General features: G+C 62.0%; 25 protein-coding genes. 1 reads left to right on the top strand and 24 read right to left on the bottom strand.

The annotated features are described in order from the left end of the window. Positions 1-10: 10 nt before the first annotated feature. The 24 genes from rpsM to rplC form a co-directional block, all read right to left on the bottom strand. A complete protein-coding gene (rpsM, locus tag MRBLMU1_RS18170; protein ID WP_019923475.1) occupies positions 11-376 on the bottom strand; it encodes a 30S ribosomal protein S13 in 366 nt (121 codons plus the stop codon). A gap of 27 nt (positions 377-403) precedes the next feature. After that, positions 404-517: a 50S ribosomal protein L36 gene (rpmJ, locus tag MRBLMU1_RS18165; RefSeq protein WP_005663407.1), complete on the bottom strand. Its 114-nt coding sequence runs from the start codon at positions 515-517 to the stop codon at positions 404-406. A gap of 20 nt (positions 518-537) precedes the next feature. Further along, positions 538-756 carry a translation initiation factor IF-1 gene (gene infA / locus MRBLMU1_RS18160; protein WP_005663428.1) on the bottom strand — a complete coding sequence of 73 codons (219 nt, stop codon included), beginning with the start codon at positions 754-756 and terminating at the stop codon, positions 538-540. 18 nt (positions 757-774) lie between these two features. Further along, entirely contained in the window at positions 775-2,109 is a 1,335-nt protein-coding gene (secY, locus tag MRBLMU1_RS18155; RefSeq protein WP_315401711.1) for a preprotein translocase subunit SecY, read from the bottom strand. Between the two features lie 32 nt (positions 2,110-2,141). Next, on the bottom strand, positions 2,142-2,573 hold the full coding sequence (gene rplO, locus MRBLMU1_RS18150; protein WP_090325894.1) for a 50S ribosomal protein L15: 432 nt from the start codon (positions 2,571-2,573) through the stop codon (positions 2,142-2,144). A 27-nt stretch (positions 2,574-2,600) separates the two neighbouring features. Continuing rightward, the gene (gene rpmD, locus MRBLMU1_RS18145; protein ID WP_090325890.1) at positions 2,601-2,783 is read right to left on the bottom strand and encodes a 50S ribosomal protein L30; all 183 of its coding nucleotides are present in this window, start codon (positions 2,781-2,783) and stop codon (positions 2,601-2,603) included. 10 nt (positions 2,784-2,793) lie between these two features. Continuing rightward, positions 2,794-3,312: a 30S ribosomal protein S5 gene (gene rpsE / locus MRBLMU1_RS18140; protein WP_026334874.1), complete on the bottom strand. Its 519-nt coding sequence runs from the start codon at positions 3,310-3,312 to the stop codon at positions 2,794-2,796. 9 nt (positions 3,313-3,321) lie between these two features. Next, positions 3,322-3,684 carry a 50S ribosomal protein L18 gene (gene rplR, locus MRBLMU1_RS18135; protein WP_090325886.1) on the bottom strand — a complete coding sequence of 121 codons (363 nt, stop codon included), beginning with the start codon at positions 3,682-3,684 and terminating at the stop codon, positions 3,322-3,324. A 13-nt stretch (positions 3,685-3,697) separates the two neighbouring features. Next, positions 3,698-4,231 (bottom strand): 50S ribosomal protein L6, encoded by a 534-nt coding sequence (gene rplF, locus MRBLMU1_RS18130; protein ID WP_090325882.1) that lies wholly within the window; start codon positions 4,229-4,231, stop codon positions 3,698-3,700. A gap of 10 nt (positions 4,232-4,241) precedes the next feature. Beyond that, positions 4,242-4,637, bottom strand: a complete 396-nt coding sequence (rpsH, locus tag MRBLMU1_RS18125) for a 30S ribosomal protein S8 (RefSeq protein WP_008444325.1) — start codon at positions 4,635-4,637, stop codon at positions 4,242-4,244. Between the two features lie 14 nt (positions 4,638-4,651). After that, positions 4,652-4,957, bottom strand: coding sequence for a 30S ribosomal protein S14 (gene rpsN, locus MRBLMU1_RS18120; RefSeq protein WP_008444324.1), 306 nt, complete (start codon positions 4,955-4,957; stop codon positions 4,652-4,654). Between the two features lie 7 nt (positions 4,958-4,964). Continuing rightward, entirely contained in the window at positions 4,965-5,504 is a 540-nt protein-coding gene (gene rplE / locus MRBLMU1_RS18115; protein WP_008444321.1) for a 50S ribosomal protein L5, read from the bottom strand. 6 nt (positions 5,505-5,510) lie between these two features. After that, positions 5,511-5,825, bottom strand: coding sequence for a 50S ribosomal protein L24 (gene rplX, locus MRBLMU1_RS18110; RefSeq protein WP_090325875.1), 315 nt, complete (start codon positions 5,823-5,825; stop codon positions 5,511-5,513). Positions 5,826-5,834: 9 nt separating this feature from the next. After that, positions 5,835-6,203 carry a 50S ribosomal protein L14 gene (gene rplN, locus MRBLMU1_RS18105; protein ID WP_008444317.1) on the bottom strand — a complete coding sequence of 123 codons (369 nt, stop codon included), beginning with the start codon at positions 6,201-6,203 and terminating at the stop codon, positions 5,835-5,837. A 266-nt stretch (positions 6,204-6,469) separates the two neighbouring features. Beyond that, a complete protein-coding gene (rpsQ, locus tag MRBLMU1_RS18100) occupies positions 6,470-6,739 on the bottom strand; it encodes a 30S ribosomal protein S17 (protein ID WP_008444314.1) in 270 nt (89 codons plus the stop codon). Beyond that, entirely contained in the window at positions 6,736-6,927 is a 192-nt protein-coding gene (gene rpmC, locus MRBLMU1_RS18095; RefSeq protein WP_090325867.1) for a 50S ribosomal protein L29, read from the bottom strand. Before rpmC ends, rpsQ begins: the two co-directional genes overlap by 4 nt. 12 nt (positions 6,928-6,939) lie before the next feature. Further along, entirely contained in the window at positions 6,940-7,359 is a 420-nt protein-coding gene (gene rplP / locus MRBLMU1_RS18090) for a 50S ribosomal protein L16 (RefSeq protein ID WP_090325864.1), read from the bottom strand. Between the two features lie 2 nt (positions 7,360-7,361). Next, positions 7,362-8,180, bottom strand: a complete 819-nt coding sequence (gene rpsC, locus MRBLMU1_RS18085; protein ID WP_090325859.1) for a 30S ribosomal protein S3 — start codon at positions 8,178-8,180, stop codon at positions 7,362-7,364. An 11-nt stretch (positions 8,181-8,191) separates the two neighbouring features. After that, entirely contained in the window at positions 8,192-8,524 is a 333-nt protein-coding gene (rplV, locus tag MRBLMU1_RS18080; protein ID WP_176362469.1) for a 50S ribosomal protein L22, read from the bottom strand. Further along, positions 8,521-8,796, bottom strand: coding sequence for a 30S ribosomal protein S19 (rpsS, locus tag MRBLMU1_RS18075; RefSeq protein ID WP_008444295.1), 276 nt, complete (start codon positions 8,794-8,796; stop codon positions 8,521-8,523). The genes rplV and rpsS overlap by 4 nt, the downstream gene beginning before the upstream one ends. A gap of 10 nt (positions 8,797-8,806) precedes the next feature. Then, positions 8,807-9,634: a 50S ribosomal protein L2 gene (gene rplB, locus MRBLMU1_RS18070; RefSeq protein ID WP_090325854.1), complete on the bottom strand. Its 828-nt coding sequence runs from the start codon at positions 9,632-9,634 to the stop codon at positions 8,807-8,809. Continuing rightward, positions 9,634-9,948, bottom strand: coding sequence for a 50S ribosomal protein L23 (gene rplW, locus MRBLMU1_RS18065; RefSeq protein ID WP_090325850.1), 315 nt, complete (start codon positions 9,946-9,948; stop codon positions 9,634-9,636). The genes rplB and rplW overlap by 1 nt, the downstream gene beginning before the upstream one ends. Continuing rightward, positions 9,945-10,565 carry a 50S ribosomal protein L4 gene (gene rplD, locus MRBLMU1_RS18060; protein ID WP_090325845.1) on the bottom strand — a complete coding sequence of 207 codons (621 nt, stop codon included), beginning with the start codon at positions 10,563-10,565 and terminating at the stop codon, positions 9,945-9,947. Before rplD ends, rplW begins: the two co-directional genes overlap by 4 nt. A gap of 3 nt (positions 10,566-10,568) precedes the next feature. Continuing rightward, positions 10,569-11,225, bottom strand: coding sequence for a 50S ribosomal protein L3 (gene rplC / locus MRBLMU1_RS18055; protein ID WP_090325842.1), 657 nt, complete (start codon positions 11,223-11,225; stop codon positions 10,569-10,571). A gap of 392 nt (positions 11,226-11,617) precedes the next feature. On the opposite strand from rplC, the gene MRBLMU1_RS18050 reads away from it, so the two are divergent. Then, a partial coding sequence (locus MRBLMU1_RS18050; protein ID WP_363503844.1) for an Ig-like domain-containing protein occupies positions 11,618-16,322 on the top strand: 4,705 nt, incomplete at its 3' end.

Raw genomic sequence — 16,322 nt, 5'->3', positions numbered from 1 at the left:
TTTCCCTAGATTATTTCTTGAGCGATTGAGCGGCTTTGCGCGGGCCCTTGCGGGTACGTGCATTGGTGCGGGTGCGCTGACCGCGGACCGGCAGGCCCTTACGGTGACGCATACCGCGGTAGCAACCCAGATCCATCAAACGCTTGATGTTCATGGACAATTCGCGGCGCAGATCGCCCTCGACGATGAATTTAGCTACTTCATCGCGCAGCTTTTCCAGTTCGCTGTCGTCCAGATCCTTGACCTTTTTATCGGTCGCAATACCCGTCGCGGCGCAGATGAACTTTGCGCGTGGGCGGCCTACACCGTAGATGGCCGTCAGGCCGATAACGGTGTGCTGATGATTTGGGATATTAACCCCTGCAATACGTGCCATTCGTTATTCCTCGATAAATAACGGTTATTAACCTTGACGCTGCTTGTGACGCGGTTCGACGCAGATTACGCGAACGACGCCCTTGCGCTTGATGATCTTGCAGTTGCGGCAGATCCGCTTGACTGAGGCGTTAACTTTCATTTTGCTCTCTCTTTGGTTAGTTACTTGGTCCGGAACACGATGCGTGCTCGGCTCAGATCGTAAGGTGTCAGTTCGACCGTCACCTTGTCGCCAGGAAGAATGCGGATATAGTTCATCCGCATTTTACCCGAAATATGCCCGAGCACCACGTGTCCGTTTTCCAGCTTTACTCGAAATGTTGCATTGGGGAGATTCTCAAGAATCTCGCCCTGCATCTGTATGACGTCGTCTTTTGCCATTCGGTATGTTTACCGCGCTTATCGCGTCGGAATTCCGCCTTTGAAATTTGCTTTGCGCAGCAGCGATTCATATTGCTGCGACATCACGTAGTTTTGTACCTGGGCCATGAAATCCATGGTCACAACCACAATAATCAACAGAGAAGTACCACCAAAATAGAACGGTACCTTCCACTCGGCTTGCATGAATTCCGGCAACAAACACACCAAAGTGATGTAGATGGCGCCAGCCAGTGTCAAACGTGTCAGGATCTTGTCGATGTAACGGGCAGTCTGCTCACCGGGACGGATCCCTGGCACAAAGGCCCCGCTCTTCTTCAAGTTATCCGCTGTTTCCTTGCTGTTGAAGACCAGCGCCGTATAGAAGAAACAGAAAAACACGATCGCAATGGCATACAACAGTGCGTGGATGGGCTCGCCTGGCCCCATCGATGCTGCCAAATCTTTCAGGAACCGGACGACAGGGTTGGCCGTGTCGGCGCCCTGCGTGAACCAGCCCACGATCGTTGCCGGGAACAAGATAATCGACGAAGCGAAAATCGGTGGGATCACGCCGGCCATGTTCAACTTCAATGGCAGGTGCGACGTTTGTCCACCGTAGATCTTGTTACCCACCTGGCGTTTGGCGTAGTTCACCAGAATCTTGCGCTGGCCACGTTCGACAAACACCACGAAGAACGTCACCGCCACCACCAGAATCATGATGATGATCGCCGAGAACGCGCCGATCGAACCATTGCTCACCGAGGCACCCAAACCGCCCAGCGCGCTCGGCAGACCTGCCGCGATACCCGCGAAGATGATGATCGAGATGCCGTTGCCCAGGCCGCGCTCGGTGATCTGCTCGCCGAGCCACATGACGAACATGGTGCCGGTCAACAAGGTGACGACCGTCACGAAGCGGAACGCATAGCCCGGATCCAGCACCAGGCCCGGCTGCGATTCCAGCGCCACGGCGATCGACAGCGCCTGGAACAGCGCCAGCACGACCGTGAAATACCGGGTGTACTGGGTGATCTTGCGACGGCCCGATTCGCCTTCCTTCTTCAGCGCTTCCATCTGCGGCGACACGATCGACACCAGCTGCATGATGATCGAGGCCGAGATGTAAGGCGTGATACCCAGCGCAAAGACTGTGAAGCGCGCCAGAGCGCCACCGCTGAACATGTTCAACATGCCCAGGATGCCGCCCTCTTGCGACTTGAACAGCGCGGCCAATTGTACCGGATCGATCCCGGGAACCGGGATGTGAGCGCCGATACGATAAACCACCAATGCACCAAGCAAGAACCAGAGCCGGTTCCAAGGGAACCCGGCTGCCGCACTTTTAGCCAATTGTGGATTAGTCGCCAATTTTCGCTCCGATCAAGCTGTTAGCGGTCAACTCAGGCTACCGAGCCGCCGGCTGCTTCGATGGCCGCTTTCGCGCCAGCGGTCACTTTCAGGCCTTTGAGGTTCACCGCCTTGGTGATCTCGCCGGACAGAATGACGCGCACGTCGCGGGCCAGCACGGCCAGCACGCCGGCTTGCTTGAGCACCAGGATGTCGACGTCGCCGACCGGCAGGTTGTTCAGGTCGGACAGGCGCACTTCAGCTTTGAAGGTGGCGTTGAGCGACTTGAAACCGCGCTTAGGCAGACGGCGTTGCAGAGGCATCTGACCGCCTTCGAAACCGACTTTGTGGAAGCCGCCCGAACGCGATTTTTGACCCTTGTGACCACGGCCCGAGGTTTTACCCAGACCGGAGCCGATACCGCGGCCGACGCGACGCTTGTAGTGCTTGGCGCCATCGGCTGGTTGAATGGTATTCAATTCCATGATTTCTCCGTGTGTAAGCCCGAGGGCTTACGCAACTACTTTAACGAGGTACGATACTTTGTTGATCATGCCGCGCACGGATGGGGTGTCTTGCAGCTCGGAGACCGAGTTGACACGACGCAGGCCCAGACCGCGGACGGTGGCACGGTGGTCTTCACGCGTGCCGATCAAGCCCTTGACCAATTGTACTTTGACGGTTTTGGTTGTCATAACGTTCACCTTAGCCCAGGATTTCTTCTACCGACTTGCCGCGTTTCGCAGCAATTTCAGCAGGAGTACTCATTTTTGCCAGACCATCCAGCGTTGCACGGACCAGGTTGTAAGGGTTGCTCGAGCCGGTGGATTTCGCCACGACATCGGTCACGCCCATTACTTCGAAGATCGCGCGCATTGCGCCGCCGGCGATGACGCCGGTACCCGGTTTCGCAGGCGACATCATCACTTTCGATGCGCCGTGACGGCCGGTGACGGTGTGCTGCAGGGTGCCGTTTTTCAGGTTGACCTTGATCAGGTTGCGGCGGGCTTCTTCCATTGCCTTCTGCACACCGACCGGTACCTCTTTCGACTTGCCCTTGCCCATGCCGATGCGGCCATCGCCGTCACCAACCACGGTCAGCGCGGCGAAACCCATGATACGACCACCCTTGACCACTTTGGTCACGCGGTTGATCGCGATCATTTTTTCGCGCATGCCGTCATCCGGCTTGTCGCTTGCCATTTTTGCTTGCATTTTTGCCATGATCGTTCCTTAGAACTTCAGACCGGCTTCGCGCGCGGCTTCTGCCAGCGCCTTCACACGGCCGTGGTAACGGAAACCGGAGCGGTCGAACGCGACTTCGGTAATCCCTGCTTTCAGTGCTTTCTCTGCGACGCGCTTGCCGACGATCGCGGCAGCGGCGGCGTTGCCACCCTTGCCCGATTTGCCAGCCAGTTCGTTGCGCACTTCGACTTCTGCCGTGGAGGCCGATACCAGTACTTTGGCATCCGGCGAGATCAGGTTCGCGTAGATATGCAGGTTAGTGCGGTGTACCGACAGGCGGTTCACTTTCTGTTGCGCGATCTTGATCCGGGTTTGGCGTCCGCGGCGCAGACGTGATTCTTTCTTGTCCATCGTCAGCCCCTAGTTACTTCTTCTTGGTTTCTTTGATCTTAACCACTTCGTCCGCATAGCGAACACCCTTGCCTTTATAAGGCTCTGGGGAGCGGTAAGCGCGAACTTCAGCAGCCACTTGGCCCACTTGCTGACGGTCGATCCCTTTGATGATGATCTCCGTCGGCGTCGCGGTGGCGCAGGTGACGCCGGCTGGCATCGAGTGCACGACAGGGTGCGAGAAGCCCAGCGACAGATTCAGCTTGTCGCCCTGCGCTTGCGCCTTGTAACCCACACCGACCAGGTTCAGCTTTTTCTCGAAACCCTTGGTGACGCCGGTGACCATGTTGTTGACCAGGGCGCGCAGCGTGCCGGACATGGCATTGGCTTCGCGGCTGTCATCGGCCGGGACGAAATTGAGGGTTCCTTCTTTGTTTTCCACTTTGACCTGGCCGTTGAGGACCTGGGTCAAGACGCCCAGCGGGCCCTTGACAGTGATCGCTTGCGCGGAGATGGCGACATCAGCGCCAGCTGGCACAGCGATTGGCATTTTAGCTACACGAGACATGTCTAACTCCTTATGCGACGTAGCAAATAACTTCGCCGCCGACACCGGTAGCGCGTGCTTTGCGGTCAGTCATGACGCCTTGCGGAGTCGACACGATCGCCACACCCAAGCCATTCATCACAGTAGGGATCTCGTCTTTGCCCTTGTAGACGCGCAGGCCCGGACGGGACACGCGCTCAAGGCGCTCGATGACGGGACGGCCAACATAATACTTCAAACCGATTTTCAGTTCCGCTTTGCCACCAGCTTCGGCTACGGCGAAATCTTCAATGTAACCCTCGTCCTTGAGGACGTTGGCAATCGCAATTTTGACTTTCGACGATGGCATGGCCACGGTCGTTTTTTGCACGCCCTGGGCGTTACGAATGCGGGTCAGCATATCGGCGATAGGATCGCTCATACTCATTGCATATTCTCCTATTACCAGCTTGCTTTAGTCATACCCGGAATCTCACCACGCATGGCGAATTCACGGAGCTTGATACGGCCCAGACCGAATTTACGGAAAGTGCCGCGAGGACGACCGGTGACGGCGCAGCGGTTGCGCTGGCGGGTCGGAGCCGAGTTACGTGGCAGCGCTTGCAGCTTCAGGCGCGCTTCGTAACGTTCTTCTTCCGACTTCGACTGGTCATCAATGATGGCCTTCAGCGAAGCGCGCTTGGCGGCGAATTTGTTCGCCAGGTCCACACGCTTTTGCTCACGGTTAATCAGTGCGAGTTTTGCCATGATCTTCTTAGTTCCTGAACGGGAATTTAAAGGCGGCGAGCAAAGCTTTGGCTTCGTCGTCGGTCTTGGCGGTGGTGGTGATCGAAATGTTCATACCACGCAGCGCATCGATCTTGTCGTACTCGATCTCAGGGAAGATGATCTGCTCTTTGACGCCGATGTTATAGTTGCCGCGGCCGTCGAACGAACGACCATTGACACCACGGAAATCGCGCACGCGCGGCAGGGCCACGGTGATGAAGCGATCGAGGAACTCGTACATGCGAGCGCCACGCAGGGTGACCATGGTACCGATCGGGTAGCCTTCACGGATCTTGAAACCCGCGATAGCTTTGCGCGACTTGGTCGTCACTGGCTTTTGGCCAGCGATCTTGGTCAGGTCGCCGACGGCGTGTTCGAGGACTTTCTTGTCCGCGATGGCCTCACCGACACCCATGTTCAGGGTGATCTTGGTCAGGCGTGGAACTTCCATCACCGACTTGTAACCGAATTTCGCGGTCAGGTCGGCGACGACTTTTTCTTTATAGAATTCTTGGAGACGTGCCATGATTTCTTAAGCCTTCACTACTTCGCCGGACGATTTGAAGATGCGGACTTTTTTGCCATCCACTTCTTTGAAACCGACACGGTCTGCCTTGCCACTAGCCGCGTTGAACAACGCGACGTTGGACACGTGAATCGGCATAGTCTTGTCGACGATACCACCTTGTACGCCAGTCATTGGGTTAGGCTTGGTCGCTTTTTTCGCGACGTTGACGCCTTCAACCACGACATGCTCCGCATCTACACGACGCGAAACGACGCCACGTTTGCCCTTGTCTTTCCCGGTCAGAACGATGACTTCGTCGTTTTTACGAATCTTATCCATTACGACTCCTTACAGGACTTCCGGTGCCAGGGACACGATCTTCATGAACTTTTCAGTGCGCAGTTCGCGCGTCACTGGTCCAAAAATACGGGTACCGATCGGTTCCAGCTTGGCGTTCAACAGAACGGCGGCGTTGCCGTCGAACTTCACCAGGGAACCGTCTTGGCGGCGAACACCTTTAGCGGTGCGCACAACCACGGCGTTATAAATTTCACCTTTTTTGACACGGCCACGTGGCGCGGCGACTTTGACAGTCACTTTGATCACATCGCCAATGCCAGCATAACGGCGCTTGGAACCGCCCAATACCTTGATGCACATAACTTCTTTGGCACCGGTATTGTCGGCCACTTCGAGCCGGCTTTCAGTTTGAATCATAGTATTCTCTTTCCCAACTTAAGCCGAAGAATCCACACAATGCGGACCTGCGGTCAGTCTTGGTCCCGCCAGCGCGCCCATGCAGGGCGTGATGTTTGGGTGCTTGACCTTCGTACTGCGACCGACCGCACGGTTCTGCGTCTGTGGCCAGACACTTTGCGGCGTTACATGAACGAAGCCCGCAAGTATATAACACAACTCGCGGGCTTGCAAGAACTAATTGAAAACCGCCCCCGGCCCGTGTGGACCGGAGGCGACGGCTTCAATTAAACGATTTGCGCGGCTTGCACCACGCGCGTCACGGTCCATGCCTTCGTTTTGGAGATCGGACGACCTTCCACGATTTCCACCGTGTCACCGGCTTTCACCTGGTTGGTCTCGTCGTGCGCGTGATACTTGTTCGAGCGCACGATGATCTTGCCGTACAAAGGATGCTTGACGTGACGTTCGATCAGAACGGTAACGGTCTTGTCCATCTTGTCGGACACCACTTTACCGATCAGGGTGCGCTTGAGCGACTTTACTGGTTCGGTCATTTGGCTTCCTTCGTGTTCATTACCGTTTTTACACGTGCGATATCGCGACGTACCTTCTTGAGCTGCGAAGTGTTGCTCAGCTGCTGCGTCGCGATTTGCATGCGCAGGCCGAACTGGGCCTTCAACAGGTCAGTCAGCTCTTTTTGCAGAGCTACCTGGTCTTTGCCGCGGAGTTCAGATGCTTTCATATTTCACTCCTGTTATTGGCCGACTTGGCGGACCACGAAGGTCGTCGCCAGCGGCAGTTTGGCAGCGGCCAGGCGGAATGCTTCGCGCGCCAAGGTTTCGTCGACGCCGTCCATTTCGTACAGGACTTTGCCCGGACGGATTTCAGCGACGTAGTACTCTGGATTACCCTTACCGTTACCCATACGAACTTCGGCTGGCTTGTTCGAAATCGGTTTGTCCGGGAAGATGCGGATCCAGATACGACCACCACGTTTGATGTGGCGGGTCATGGCGCGACGTGCGGCTTCGATCTGGCGTGCCGTGATACGACCACGGGCGACGGCTTTCAGACCGAACTCACCGAACGACACCGAAGTGCCGGTGCCATGCGAAATGCCGGTGTTGCGGCCTTTCTGCTCTTTACGATACTTCCTGCGTGCTGGTTGCAGCATGATTATTCTCCTGCTTTCTCGGCCGGCTTGGCGGCAGCGGCGCTACGAACGCGGGCTGCGCCTGGAGCGGCTGGTTTAGCACCGGCGCCGGCGCCGGCTGGACGCGGACGGCCAGCTGGTTTGCCGTCGTCACGACGTGGGCCACGTGGCTTCTTCTCGTCCGGCGGGGTATCGATGACTGGTGCGTCGCCGTTCGGCGCGCGGTCACCCTTGTAGACCCAGACCTTGACACCGATGATGCCGTAGGTGGTCGAAGCTTCGCTGGTGCCGTAGTCGATGTCGGCGCGCAGGGTGTGCAGTGGCACACGACCTTCGCGGTACCACTCTTTACGAGCGATTTCGATACCGTTCAGACGACCCGACGACATGATCTTGATACCCAGGGCACCCAGACGCATGGCGTTTTGCATAGCGCGCTTCATCGCGCGGCGGAACATGATGCGCTTTTCCAGCTGCTGGGCGATCGAATCGGCGATCAGCTGCGAGTCGATTTCCGGCTTGCGGATTTCTTCGATGTTCACGTGGACAGGCACGCCCATGATCTTGGTCAGCGCCGACTTCAGTACTTCGATGTCTTCGCCTTTTTTACCAATGACCACGCCCGGACGCGAGCTGTAGATCGTGAAGCGCGCGTTCTTGGCTGGACGCTCGATGACGATGCGGCCGACCGAAGCGTTCTTCAGCTTGGTCTTCAGGTAGGCGCGCGCCTTCAAGTCTTCGTTCAGCATCGAAGCGAAGTTGCTGTTGCCAGCATACCAACGCGAGGCCCAGTTACGGGTAACCGACAGGCGGAAGCCGGTTGGGTGGATTTTTTGACCCATGCTATAGCTCCTTAGTTGCCGACGGTCACGTAAATGTGACACGATTGCTTCGAAATGCGATCACCCCGGCCCTTAGCGCGTGCGGTGAAGCGCTTGAGGATCGGACCCTTTTCGACGTAGATCGTTTTCACGAACAATTCGTCGATGTCGGCGCCATCGTTGTGCTCGGCGTTGGCGATAGCCGACTCGAGCACTTTCTTGATGATGGTCGCGCCCTTTTTCGGGCTGAATTGCAGAATGTTGAGTGCTGCGTCAACTTTCTTGCCGCGGATCTGGTCGGCCACGAGGCGACCTTTCTGATCCGACAAGCGCACACCCTTGAGGATTGCTTTGGTTTCCATTATTTCTTCGCCTTCTTGTCAGCGGCATGGCCCTTGAACGTGCGGGTCAGCGCGAATTCACCGAGCTTGTGACCAACCATGTTCTCGGAGACGTACACCGGCACGTGCAGCTTGCCATTGTGGACGGCGATCGTCAGGCCGATGAAGTCAGGCATGATGGTCGAACGACGGGACCAGGTTTTGATTGGCTTTTTGTCTTTGGCCGCTTGCGCCGCTTCGACTTTTTTCACCAGGTGGGCGTCACAGAACGGCCCTTTTTTCAATGAACGAGTCATGTGCTACCCCTTATTTCTTGCCGCGGCGCGAGACGATCATGGAAGAAGTGCGCTTGTTGCTGCGGGTCTTCTTACCCTTCGTCTGTTGGCCCCAAGGCGACACTGGATGACGACCAGCTGCGGTTTTACCTTCACCACCACCGTGCGGGTGATCGACCGGGTTCATGACCACACCGCGAACGGTAGGACGAACACCGCGCCAGCGCATCGCACCGGCTTTACCAATCTTACGCAGGCTGTGCTCGGCGTTGCCGACTTCACCCACGGTGGCACGGCACTCGATGTGCACGCGACGGACTTCACCCGAGCGCAGGCGGACCTGGGCGTAGGTGCCTTCGCGGGCCATCAGGACGACGCCGGCGCCGGCGGTACGGGCCATCTGGGCACCCTTACCTGGCAGCATTTCGACGCAGTGCATGACGGTGCCGACCGGGATGTTGCGGATCGGCAGGCAGTTGCCCGACTTGATCGGCGCTTCCGAGCCGTTCATGACGGTGTCGCCCACGCTCATGCCCTTGGTGGCGATGATGTAGTGACGCTCGCCGTCGGCGTAGCACAGCAGGGCGATATTCGCGGTGCGGTTCGGATCGTATTCGATACGTTCCACTTTCGCTGGAATGCCATCCTTCTGACGCTTGAAGTCGATCAGGCGATAGTGTTGCTTGTGACCACCACCGATGTGACGGGTGGTGATGTGGCCGTTGTTGTTACGGCCGGCGGTCTTCGATTTTTTCTCAACCAGGGCTGCGAACGGACGGCCTTTGTACAGGTCCGGGTTCACAACCTTCACCATGCCGCGACGGCCTGGGGAGGTTGGCTTCATCTTAACGAGTGCCATTATTTAGCCTCCTCGGAGAAATTGATTTCCTGGCCAGGCTTCAGGCACACGAAAGCACGCTTGGTATGGTTGCGGCGGCCGGTGTGGGCACCGGAACGCTTCTGCTTACCTTCGCGGTTGACGGTCTGCACCGATTCCACTTCGACTTTGAACAGCAGTTCAACGGCGGCCTTGATTTCCGGCTTGGTCGCGTCGGTGGTAACACGGAACACGATCTGCTCGTTCTTTTCCGCGACCATGGTGGCCTTCTCGGAAATGACTGGAGCTACCAGCACCTTCATCAGGCGCTCTTCGCTAAATTTCAATGCGCTCATGCCAGCATCTCCTCAATCTTGGCCAATGCGGCCTTGGTCACTACAATCTTCTTGTAGAACACCAGCGACATTGGATCCGCGTGACGTGGTTCAACGACCAGGACGTTCGGCAGATTGCGCGAAGCCAGTTCCAGGTTTTCGTTGGCGACGTCGGTGATGATCAGTACCGAGTCAAAGCCCATGCCGGTCAGCTTTTGCGACAGCAGCTTGGTTTTTGGCGCTTCGATCGCGAAATCTTCGACCACAACCAGGCGCTCTTCGCGGGCCAGCTGGGACAGAATCGAGCAGATACCTGCGCGGTACATCTTCTTGTTCACTTTGTGGGTGAAGTTCTCGTCGGGCGAGTTCGGGAAGATGCGACCACCGCCGCGCCACAGTGGCGACGACGACATACCAGCACGAGCGCGGCCGGTGCCTTTTTGGCGCCATGGCTTCTTGGTCGTGTGGTGGACTTCTTCACGGTCTTTTTGTTTACGGTTGCCGCTGCGTGCATTGGCTTGGTAAGCAACGACGATCTGGTGGATCAGGGCTTCGTTGTAGTCGCGGCCGAAAATGGTGTCGGCGGCAGCTACGTTAGAGGCGGCTTGACCTTGAGCGTTCAAGAGCTTGAGTTCCATCGTTTAAGCTCCCTTCTTTGCTTTAACTTTGACAGCAGGCGATACGACGACCTGGCCATTTTTCGCGCCTGGGATCGCGCCTTTGACCAGCAGCAGCTGGCGGTCGGCATCGATACGGGCGATCTCGAGGTTCTGCACGGTGCGGGTGACGTCACCGAGGTGACCGGTCATGCGCTTACCAGGGAACACGCGGCCTGGATCTTGCGCCATACCGATGGAACCTGGAACGTTGTGCGAACGGGAGTTACCGTGGGTAGCACGGCCCGAAGCAAAGTGGTGACGCTTGATGGTACCGGCGTAGCCTTTACCGATCGTGACACCTTGAACGTCGATCTTTTGACCGACTTCGAACAGCGAAGCGGCAACGACATCGCCGGCTTTCAATTCTGCTGCCTTGGTGGCGTCGACGCGGAACTCTTTCAACAGAGTACCGGCTTCGACACCAGCTTTAGCGTGGTGACCAGCAACAGCCTTCGTTACGCGGGAAGCGCGACGTTGACCGAATGCGACCTGAACCGCGGAGTAACCGTCGGTTTCAGGAGTTTTGATTTGCGCAACACGGTTGTTCGATACGTCCAACACGGTGACAGGGATCGAGTCCCCTTCATCCGTGAAGATGCGCATCATACCAACCTTGCGACCGAGGAGGCCAAGGCTCATTTTTTCTCCAATTCCCACCTACGATTGGGCGGGGATATGTTGAACTACAAAATTAGTACGGACCAATAAAAGGTCGAATCCATACCGAAGCCGGCTAGTGTAGCGTGAAAAGGGGCTTGACGCAACAACTAAGTACGGGGTATGTCGGGTTTACGCGGAATTATTCGGGCGGTGTGGCGGGACGGGGCAAAGCGAGGCGGCGCGCGGGTTGCGGCCGGTCGCAGGCGGGGGTGGCGTGGCGACGGCGCCACAAGGTGAATGTTATTTACAAGGAAAAGTGAGATATTTTCTAATTTCCTCAATGCAATTACCAAATCGATATGGTAATGTTCGTCCTGGCAACTAATTCCCCCTGGCAATTCCCAACCACCGTTCCCCTACTCCACGCGCCCATGTCGACCACCACCAGCACCAGCACCACTTCCGCCACCACCACCGCCGATTACCTGGCCGCCGCCGCAGCGCCGGTAAGCTTGGCGCCACCAACCCTGGTGTCGATTTCAGACACCGGCGTCAAGGGTGACTTCATCACCAGCGCCACCCGTCCGCAGTTCGCCGCCCAGCTCGACGTCGCCTTCGGCGGCTACACCATCGCCCTGTACGACGGCGACACCAAGGTCGGCAGCGCCATCGTGCAGACCAGCGGTGGCTGGAACATCATCAGCAGCACGCTGGGCAACGGCGCCCACAACCTGCGCCTGGCGCTGACCGATCCGGCCGGCAACGTGGTGGCCACCTCGCCGACCCAGCAGATCAGCATCAAGACCCAGGCCGAGGCGCCGTCGGCGCCGCTGCTGCTGCCGAGCGTCGACAGCGGCGCCTCCGACAGCGACCACGTCACCAACGTCAACGTGCTGCGCTTCAGCGGCAGCGCCGAAGCCGGTTCGGCGGTGTCCCTGTACAACGGCCGCACCGAGGTCGGCTCGGCCGTCGCCGACGCCAGCGGCAAATGGGTGATGGACAACGTCTTCCTCGACGATGGCAGCTATCAACTGACCGCGGTGGCCACCGACGTGGCGCGCAACATCTCCGCCCCCTCCGCCAGCCTGAACCTGGTGATCGACACCGAGGCGCCGCAGGCGCTGACGCTGGCGCTGGCGCCGGCGTCCGACAGCGGCCACGCCGGCGACGGCGTGACCAACGTCGCCACCCCGACCGTCACCGGCGCCACCGAGGCCGGCGCCACGGTCCTGCTGTTCGACGGCGCCACCCAGCTGGGCAGCGCGGTGGCCGACGCCCAGGGCAACTGGAGCATCGCCAGCGCCACGCTGGCCGACGGCGCCCACCAGCTGGCCGTGCGCATCACCGACGTCGCCGGCAACGTCTCAACCGCCGGCGCCACCCTGGCCGTGACCATCGACGGCGCCGCTCCGGCCGCCCCCGGCGCGCCGGTGCTGGCCGCCGCTTCCGACAGCGGCGCATCCAACGCCGACCAGATCACCAACATCGCCACCCCGCGCCTGGGCGGCATGGCCGAGGGCGGCGCCACCATCGCGCTGTACGACGGCGCGCAGCTGGTGGCCAGCACCGTGGCCGCGGCCGGCGGCGCCTGGCAGATCGACGACCTGCGCTTCGCCGACGGCGCCCACAGCCTGACCGTCAAGGCCACCGACGCCGCCGGCAACGTCTCGGCCGCCTCGCCGGCGCTGCTGCTGACCGTCGACACCGCCGTCCCGGCCGCGCCGGCCGGGCTGGACCTGCTGGCCGGCTCCGACAGCGGCAGTTCGGACCAGGACAACATCACCAACGCCACCTTGCCGGTGATCGCCGGCACGGCCGAGGCCGGCGCGCGCGTGGCCCTGTACGACGGCGCCACCTTGCTTGGCAGCGGCGTGGCCGACGCCGCCGGCCAGTGGCAGATCACGGTCGAGCGGGCGCTCGCCAACGGCGTGCACAGCCTGACCGCCGAGGCCACCGACGCCGCCGGCAACGTCTCGCCGCGCTCGGCCGCCCTGGACGTCACCATCGATACCACGGCGGCCCTGCCGCCGACCGCCCTGGACCTGGTCGCGGCCGCCGACAGCGGCGCCGCCGACGGCGACGACCTGACCAACGTGGCCGCGCCCGTCATCACCGGCAAGGCCGAGGCCGGCGCCCGCGTGGCGCTGTTCGACGGAGATCGCGAGCTCGGCAGCGCGGTGGCCGGCGCCGACGGCGTCTGGCGCATCACCAGTGCCGCGCTGGCCGACGGCGAGCACCATCTGACCGCGCGCAGCAGCTCGCTAACCGGCACCGTCTCGGCGCCGTCCGAGGCGCTGGTGGTGACCATCGACACCGCCGCCCCGGCCGCCCCCGAGGCGCCGCGGCTGGCCGCCGGCGCCGACACCGGCAGCTCCGACAGCGACCACATCACCAATATCACCACGCCGGCGCTGAGCGGCACCGCCGAAGCCGGCGCCACCGTCACCTTGTTCGACGGCACGCGCCAGGTGGGCACGGTCGTGGCCGACGCCAGCGGCGCCTGGCGCTACACCCCTGAGCAGCGCCTGGAGAACGGCGAGCACAGCCTGACGGCCACCGCCACCGACGCCGCCGGCAACATCTCGGCCGCCTCGCCCGCGCTGGTGTTCACCATCGACTCGCGCGCCCCGGCCGCGCCGGCCGCGCTCGACCTGGTCGCCGCCGACGACAGCGGCAGCGCCGCCGACGACGACATCACCAGCGTGACGCGCCCGGCGATCACCGGCACGGCCGAGCGCGGCGCCAGGGTCGACCTGTACGACGGCGACACGCTGCTCGGCAGCGCCGTGGCCGGCGACGACGGCGGCTGGCGCATCGACGTCGCCCAGCCCTTGGCCGACGGCGCGCACCAGTTGCGCGCGCAGGCCACCGACGTCGCCGGCAACACTTCGGTCAAATCGGCCGTGCTGGCCATCACCGTCGACACCACCGTGCCCACCGCGCCGACCGAGCTCGACCTGCCGACGACGGCCGACCACGGCGTCTCCGACAGCGACGACCTGACCAACGCGGCCGCGCCCACCATCACCGGCAAGGCCGACGCCGGCGCCACCGTCACCTTGTTCGACGGCGACATCCGGCTCGGCACCGCCGTGGCCGACGCCAGTGGCGCCTGGAGCATCAACACCGGCCCGCTGGCCGACGGCACTCACCACCTGACCGCCAGCACCAGCGCCAAGACCGGGCTGGTCTCGGCGCCATCGGCGGCGCTGGTGGTGACGATCGACACCGCCGCTCCGGCCACGCCGGGCGCGCCGCTGCTGGCCGCCGGCGACGACAGCGGCCTGTCCAACACCGACGGCGTGACCAACGTCGCCGCGCCGCGACTGGGCGGCAGCGCCGAAGCCGGCGCCAGCATCGCGCTGCTCGACGGCGGCGTGCAAATCGCCACCGCCGTGGCCGACGCCAACGGCGCCTGGAGCATCGGCGAGCACCTCTTCGCCGATGGCGCGCACCAATTGACGGTGGTCGCCACCGACGCCGCCGGCAACGTCTCGGCCGCCTCGCAGGCGCTGACGCTGACGGTCGACACCGGCGCCCCGGCGGCGCCGTCCGGCCTCGATCTGCTGGCCGGCTCCGACGGCGGCGTCTCCAACGGCGACAACATCACCAACGTGGCGCAACCGACCCTGGCCGGCCAGGCCGCGCCGCTGGCCGCCGTGGCGCTGTACGACGGCGCCACGCTGATCGGCAGCACCATCGCCAACGCCGCCGGCAACTGGGAAATCACCGTCGGCGCGGCGCTCGCCGACGGCGTCCACAGCCTGACCGCCACGGCCACCGACCTGGCCGGCAACACCTCGCCGGCGTCCCCGGCGCTGAGCGTCACGGTGCTGACGGCCCCGCCGGCCACGCCGTCCGGCCTCGACCTGGCCGGCGCCGCCGACAGCGGCGCCTCCAACAGCGACAACCTGACCAACGCCACCACGCCGCTGATCACCGGCAAGGCCGGCGCCAACGCGCTCGTCACCGTCTACGACGGCGCCACGGTGGTCGCCACCACGGTGGCCGACGCCGCCGGCCTGTGGAGCGTCACCAGCGCCGCCCTGGCCGACGGCGCGCACCACCTCAGCGCCAGCGCCGCCGATGTCGCCGGCAATGTCTCGGCGCCGTCGGCCGAGCTGGTCGTCACCGTCGACACGCAGGCGCCGGCGCTCGGCGCGCTCGCGCTGGCGGCCGGCTCCGACAGCGGCCGCTCCGATAGCGACGGCATCACCAACGTCACCACGCCGACCGTCACCGGCACCGCCGAAGCCGGCGCCACGGTGGCACTGTTCGACGGCGCCCGGCAACTCGGCACCGTCATGGCCGACGCCAACGGCGCCTGGAGCTTCAAGACGGCCGCGCTGTCCGCCGGCGCGCACACCCTGACGGCCACCGCCACCGACGCGGCCGGCAACGTCGCCGCCCCGGCGGCGCTGACCGTCACCATCGACAGTGGCGCGCCGGCCGCGCCCACCGCGCTCGACCTGACCGCCGCCTCCGACAGCGGCACCTCGGGCACCGACAACCTCACCAACGTCACCACGCCGACCATCGCCGGCAAGGCCGAGGCCAACGCCAGCGTCGCGCTGTTCGACGGCACCGTCCTGGTCGGCACCGGCTTGGCCGACCAGGACGGCAACTGGCAGATCACCGTCACCCAGCCGCTCAAGGATGGCGCGCACGGCCTGACCGCCCAGGCGACCGACGCGGCCGGCAACCTGTCGGTCAAATCGACGGCGATCGCCGTGACGATCGACACCACACCGCTGGCCGCGCCCGGCGCGCCGGACCTCGATATCGGCTCCGACACGGGCTCCTTGAACACCGACAACGTCACCAACGCGGCCACGCCCAAGTTCACCGGCACCGCCAGCGCCAGCACGCTGATCCAGCTGTTCGACGGCGACACCCTGGTCGGCTCGGCCACCACCACCTCGACCGGCGCCTGGAGCATCGTCAGCGCCGCGCTGGCCGATGGCGCGCACACGCTGACCGTGCGCAGCGTCGACCCGGCGGGCAACCTGTCGGCGCCGTCGGCGCCGCTGGTGGTGACCATCGACCGCGCCGCGCCGGGCGCCCCGGGCGCCCCGGTGCTCGACGCCGCGTCCGACACGGGCGTGTCCGACGCCGACAAGCTGACCAAGGATGCCA

This window comes from Burkholderia sp. LMU1-1-1.1, assembly GCF_040675865.1.
In the GTDB taxonomy this organism is placed as follows: Bacteria; Pseudomonadota; Gammaproteobacteria; order Burkholderiales; family Burkholderiaceae_D; genus Rugamonas.
Note: the sequence above shows the minus strand (reverse complement) of the source record. Positions and strands in the feature narration are given on the sequence as shown.